Origin of the sequence: Streptomyces sp. NPDC060027, assembly GCF_042737005.1 — a bacterium.
In the GTDB taxonomy this organism is placed as follows: domain Bacteria; phylum Actinomycetota; class Actinomycetes; order Streptomycetales; family Streptomycetaceae; genus Streptomyces.
Genome location: NZ_JBHWVI010000362.1, coordinates 1 through 5,411, shown reverse-complemented (window position 1 = coordinate 5,411; position 5,411 = coordinate 1). Strand labels below are relative to the sequence as shown.

Sequence of the window (5,411 nt, the reverse complement as noted above, 5' to 3'; positions counted from 1 at the left end):
AGTACATCCAGTACGAGGACTTCCGGCCGGCACACCGAGAGCACGCACCGGGCGCCGCTCCTTGACGGGCAAACGTTGCCTGCCGCGGCACTAGGTCCGGTGCGACCGGGTTGTTGGTTAGGGTGACAGGCAGAGGCTGATCCCGGTGCCCTTGACCGGGGCGATGCCGGACTGTCGAGTGCGGATCCGCACTGGCCGGCGGCTCCCGCGGAGTCGTACGGGCCAGGAGCGGTTCTTCGCGGGCGGTCATGGCTGCTGGGGAGTGGGTCGGACACGACGAGGGGGGCTCGCGTTGGATCGCCTGGCCGGAGCGGACCTGGAAGACGGCCAAGACCAGTCGACCGGACACGGTGGGCGGGTGACCGGGCGGCCGGCGCCCAGGCCGCTGTCCCCGTCGCCGCGCGTGTGGCTCGGGCTGATCGCGGTCCTCGCCGCCCTGGTGGTCCTCGTGCTCGGGGTCCTGTACGCCGGCCACAGCGAGCCCGGCACCGTGGACAGGTGGTTCGTCCGGCCGACGGCGGACACTGTGCGACCGCCGTGGCGGCGCGTCGCTCTGGCCGTGGATTTCTTGGGTGAGCCCGCCGGAGCCGCGATGCTGGTCCTGGGCACCGTGGCGGGCTGCCTGCTGCTTCGGTCTCCTCGCGCGGCCGTGTTCGTCGTTGTCGGGGTCGGCACCACCGTGGGGACGACGACGCTGCTCAAGTCCCTGGTGGGACGCACCATCCACGGCGACAACCTGTCCTACCCGAGCGGGCACACCGCCTTCGCCACCGCTCTCGCCCTCATGGTGGCCCTGCTCGCGACCGGCCGGCTCGGCATCGACGGGACGGCCGGCGCGTCACTCGTGATCGCCGCGGCGCTGGTTGCCGGAGCCGCGATGGGCTGGGCACAGGTCGCCCTGGGCGCGCACTACCCGACCGACATCCTCGGCGGCTGGTGCACCGCACTGGCGGTGATACCGGCGACCGCGTGGCTGGTCGACCGGACGGCCGACCGGCTGGTCGACCGCGCGGCCGACGCCGGTCGGCCGGGGCGTCCCTGACATCACGTCACGTCACGCCAAGCGGCGGAACACGGGCTTGACCGGCCGCCCGCCCAGCCAGGGGGTGGGGTCACCGGCGTCCAGTGCCTTCCGGTACACCGCACACGCCTGGGCCACCACCTCGACGGTACGGTCGATGTCCGCGTCGTCGAGCGCGCTGCTCACCACGAACGACGGGGCCAGCACCCCGCCCGCGAGGAGTCGGCGCAGGAACAGGGTCCGGTACTGCTGCGACGGCTGCCCGTGCTCGTCGAGGGTGGCGAAGACCAGGTTGCTGGCCCGGCCCCGGACAACGATGTGGTCGCCGACGCCCATGCCGGCCGCGGCGTCGCGCACACCGGTGGCCAACCGCTCGCCGAGGGCGGCCAGTCGCGCGGTGATGCCCTCCTCGACGTAGGTGGTCTGCACGGCCATCGCGGCTGCCAGGGAGTGCGTCTCCGCACCGTGCGTGGTGGACAGCAGGAACACCCGGTCGTCGGAGTGACGCAGCCCGCCCCGCTCCATCAGTTCGCGGCGCCCGGCCAGCGCGGCGACGGCGAACCCGTTGCCCAGCGCCTTGCCGAACGTGGAGAGGTCGGGCACGACGCCGTACAGACCCTGGGCACCCGCCTCGGACCAGCGGAAGCCGGTGATCATCTCATCGAAGATCAGGACGCAGCCGTGCCGGTCGGCCAGCTCGCGCAGGCCGGCGAGGTACCCGGGTGTGGGGTCTTCCCTGCTCGAACGAGGATGAGAGCTCGGGGAAGGCTCGGTGTGGCCGACGGGTTCGAGAATCAGGCAGGCGACCTCGTCCTGGTACCGGGTCAGCAACTCCTCCGTGGCGGCCAGGTCCCCGTAAGGAAACGACACGGTGAGCTCGGTGGTCGCCGCCGGAATGCCGGCGGACATCGGCGTGGTGCCGATGAACCAGTCGTCGACGGAGAAGAACGGATGGTCGCCGCAGATGGCCACCCGCGGGCGCCCGGTGACGGCGCGGGCGAGGCGCACCGCGGCGGTGGTGACGTCGGAGCCGTTCTTCGCGAACTTCACCATCTCGGCGGTCGGCACCGTGGCCAGGAAGCGCTCCGCGGCCTCGACCTCCACGATGGACGGCCGGACGAAGTTGCTGCCGCGGTCGAGTTCCCGCCGCACCGCCTCGATCACCCGTGGGTGGGCGTGGCCGAGGCTGACCGACCGCAGTCCGGACCCGTACTCGATGTAGCGGTTGCCGTCGATGTCCCACACGTGGGCACCGCGGCCGTGGCTGATGACCGGGGCCAGGTCCTCGGGGTACTGGTCGTCGCCCTTGGCGTAGGTGTGCGCGCCCCCCGGGACCATGGCGTGCAGCCGCTCGTTCGCCATCCGCGACCGGGGCAGGCGGAACTCTTCGGTGTCCACGGTGACTTCACCTTTCCATTTGCTTCAGGGCCTCGGCGAGTCTCGGCGCCTCCTGGTCCCGCTGGGACATCGATGTGACCGGCAGCGGCCAGGGGATGGCGAGTTCCGGGTCGTCGAAGGCGATCGTCACATCCTCGGCCGGATCGTGCGGGCGGTCGATCCGGTACGAGATGTCGGCGGTCTCGGTCAGCGCCTGGAAGCCGTGCGCGCACCCCGCCGGGATGTACAGGGTCACCTGCGTCTCGCCGGACAGCTCGAAGAAGGCCCGTTCGCGGTAGGTCGGCGAGTCGGGCCGCAGGTCCACGACGACGTCGAAGATCCTCCCGTACGAGCACCGCACCAGCTTGGCCTCGCCCGCGCCGGAGCGAAGGTGCAGGCCGCGCAGCACGCCCCGGACCGAGCGGGACACGCTGTCCTGGACGAAGGTGTCCGGGTCGAGGCCCACCGAGCGGACCAGGTCGGCGTCGAAGGTGCGGCAGAAGAAGCCGCGCTCGTCGGCGTAGGGCGTCGGCTCGAACAGGTACGCGCCGGTGATCGCCGGGACTTCGGTCGCCTTCATGGAGCCTCCCGCAGGGCGTGGGCGTGGTCGGCCGCCGGGAACAGAGCCGAGGTCAAAGCGGCGAACTGGTGCTCGAGTTGCCGGACCGCGACCAGGTTGCGCTCGGCGAGGATCCGCCGCAGCTCCGCCGAACGCTTCTCCATCGTCCGGAACTGCTCGAGCAGCCGGTCGGCGTCGACCTCGCGAGCCGGGTGGCAGTACGCGTCCAGCCCCATCCGAGCCATGAGCGCGTCGCTCTTCGCCGCATAGCTCAGTGCGAGCGTCGGCGTGCCGACCTTCAGCGCGCAGATCAGGTTGTGGTACCGGGTAGCCACCACGGTGTCGGCGGCCGCCGTCTCCTTCATCAGGTCGGCCAGCGAGGACGCCTCGGCGGCGGTGACCAGCGGTGAGTCCACCGCGTCGAGGATCGCGGCGACCACCGGCGCATCGCACGCGTCGCCGGTGAGCAGCCGGACCTGTCTGCCGTCCTCGACCAGCGCGCGGACGAACCGGGTCGTCCCGTCGAGATAGCGCCGGTGGATCTCCTCCGCCCGGGCGCGGTCGTCGTTGCCGCCGTGGAAGGCCATGACGCCGACGCAGACCGGGCCCGGCGGGCCCGGTGTCTCGCTCGCCGGCAGCGTCGGCGTCGGCAGGGCGAAGGCGAGGTCCGGGTAGACCTCGTCGCTGGCGGTGTCCACGCCCATCGCCCGCATCGCGTCGCGGGACAGGGCGTCCCGGTACGACCGGTAGGTGGCCAGCCGCGCCGACCGGCGCACCAGGGTCCGGGTCGGCCGGTTGCCGATCGCGGCGGCGCCTACGCTGACCAGCGCGACCCGGGTGCCGAACAGCCGGCCGGATGCGCAGAGCAGGAACAGCGAGTACGGGAAGCCCCACGGCCGCAGCGGCAGCGTGGCCTCCAGGACGCCCATGCCCGGCACGATCACCACGTCGTGCCGGCGCACCCAGGCGGCGGTGCGGACGGCGTCGACGAGCTTGCCCAGGCCCTTGGCCGCGATCGCGCCCGCACGCGACGCGGTCCGGTACTCCCCGCGGTACCAGTGCAGCCGCGTCGCGGGGATGCCGTACCGGGTCGCAACGACCTCGGGTCCGCCGCACAGCGCGTCCACGACCGCCTCCGGGTGCTCGGCGCGAAGGTACCCGAGTACGGCCTCGAGCGACCCGTCATTGCCGAGGTTGCCGGAGCCGAGCAGACCGAACACCCCGACCCGCACCGGGGTTTCGTCCGCCGACGTCATGCCCGCCTCCCCTCACGGCCGGCGACGAGGGCGTCGACGGAGACGGTGAGCAGGGCCGGGTCGACCGGGGCGCGGTCCTCGACCCGCTCGCCCGCGCCCGGCCGGACCCGGCTGGTCATCCAGGCGACCAGGTGGCGGTAGCAGGCACGCCGGTCGTCCGGGGACAACGGCGCCCGCCGGATCGCCGAGGCGAAGCCCCAGACGTACTCGGCGAGCAGCCGCGGCGTCGGGTGCAGCAAGCCTGCCCGGCGCGGGTCCAGATTGACGCACCGGGAGCGCTTGCCGGGGTTCGCGCGCTCGGCGCGGGTGGGGTGGTCGCGGCGGAAGTACAACAGCTCCGGCACCTGGTGGAAGGGCCCGTGCAGGGTGATCTCGGCGACGAACGTGCGGTCCGCGTGGTGGTAGCTGTCGTGCGGCTTCACCCGGCGCAGCACGTCGGCCCGCATCACCCCGTAGAAGTCGTCGCCACCGGGCTCGAACAGCAGACTGCGGAAGCGCTCCGGCGGGTGCGGCGAGTCGGTGGCGAGCCCGTATTCGTACGGGACCTTCACCTGGCCGTCGCCGTCGATGACCGCCTGGCCGCTGTGCGCGAGGATCACGTCCGGCCGCTCGTCCAGCGCCTGAACGCAGCGTTGCAGCAGGTCCCGGGCGTACAGGTCGTCGTGCGAGGCCCACTTGAACAGCTCGCCGCGGCACTCGGTGAACACGTGGTTGTGGTTCGGCGCGGCGCCGATGTTGCGGGGCAGCCGGAGGTACCGGATGCGCGAGTCCTTCGCGGCGTACCGCTGGCAGATGTCCTGGGTCCCGTCGGTCGAGGCGTTGTCGGAGATGACCAGCTCGAAGTCCTCGTAGGTCTGGCCGAGCAGGGCGTCGAGCGCCTCGGCGAGGTACTCCTCGCCGTTGTACACGGGCAGGCCGATGCTCAGCCTGGGTTGCGCAGTCATGAAGTCCTCGCTTCGGGAAGGGGATTGCGGTGGCGCTCGCGCAGGGCGGACCGCAGTTGCAGCCACCACACGGCCGAGCTGCAGACGGTCGCGGCGGCGACGCCCCAGGCCGAGCCGACCGTGCCGGCCACGGCCGCCCCGCCGAGCCCGCCGCCGACATAGCAGGAGGAGGCGAACAGCTGGCTGCGCAGGCTGCGCCGGGCCGCGCCGAGTGCGCGCAGCCCGGCCGCCGCGCCGGTGCCGAGGCCGGCGCC

Annotated in this window: 5 protein-coding genes and 1 pseudogene; 1 reads left to right on the top strand and 5 read right to left on the bottom strand. The window is 72.5% G+C overall.

Features of this window, described 5'->3' with window-relative positions; translation table 11 throughout:
* Positions 1 to 358 precede the first annotated feature (358 nt).
* Positions 359 to 1,042: a phosphatase PAP2 family protein gene (locus ACFWBT_RS41530; protein WP_385709592.1), complete on the top strand. Its 684-nt coding sequence runs from the start codon at positions 359 to 361 to the stop codon at positions 1,040 to 1,042.
* Positions 1,043 to 1,054: 12 nt separating this feature from the next.
* Here the strand turns inward: ACFWBT_RS41530 and ACFWBT_RS41525 are convergent, their stop codons facing one another.
* From ACFWBT_RS41525 to ACFWBT_RS41505, 5 genes and pseudogenes are all read right to left on the bottom strand, one after another.
* Positions 1,055 to 2,419: a glutamate-1-semialdehyde 2,1-aminomutase gene (locus ACFWBT_RS41525; protein WP_385709589.1), complete on the bottom strand. Its 1,365-nt coding sequence runs from the start codon at positions 2,417 to 2,419 to the stop codon at positions 1,055 to 1,057.
* Between the two features lie 7 nt (positions 2,420 to 2,426).
* Positions 2,427 to 2,978, bottom strand: a complete 552-nt coding sequence (rfbC, locus tag ACFWBT_RS41520) for a dTDP-4-dehydrorhamnose 3,5-epimerase (protein ID WP_385709587.1) — start codon at positions 2,976 to 2,978, stop codon at positions 2,427 to 2,429.
* On the bottom strand, positions 2,975 to 4,213 hold the full coding sequence (locus tag ACFWBT_RS41515; RefSeq protein WP_385709584.1) for a polysaccharide pyruvyl transferase family protein: 1,239 nt from the start codon (positions 4,211 to 4,213) through the stop codon (positions 2,975 to 2,977). The genes rfbC and ACFWBT_RS41515 overlap by 4 nt, the downstream gene beginning before the upstream one ends.
* Positions 4,210 to 5,157 (bottom strand): glycosyltransferase family 2 protein, encoded by a 948-nt coding sequence (locus tag ACFWBT_RS41510; protein WP_385709581.1) that lies wholly within the window; start codon positions 5,155 to 5,157, stop codon positions 4,210 to 4,212. The genes ACFWBT_RS41515 and ACFWBT_RS41510 overlap by 4 nt, the downstream gene beginning before the upstream one ends.
* Positions 5,154 to 5,411 (bottom strand): annotated as a pseudogene (locus ACFWBT_RS41505) (hypothetical protein); the annotation flags it as partial. The pseudogene ACFWBT_RS41505 and the gene ACFWBT_RS41510, both read right to left, overlap by 4 nt.

Excerpts from the sequence above, each read along its gene's own strand:
- rfbC (WP_385709587.1), bottom strand. The coding sequence starts at position 2,978 with ATGAAGGCGACCGAAGTCCCGGCGATCACCGGCGCGTACCTGTTCGAG.
- ACFWBT_RS41515 (WP_385709584.1), bottom strand. The coding sequence starts at position 4,213 with ATGACGTCGGCGGACGAAACCCCGGTGCGGGTCGGGGTGTTCGGTCTG.
- ACFWBT_RS41510 (WP_385709581.1), bottom strand. The coding sequence starts at position 5,157 with ATGACTGCGCAACCCAGGCTGAGCATCGGCCTGCCCGTGTACAACGGC.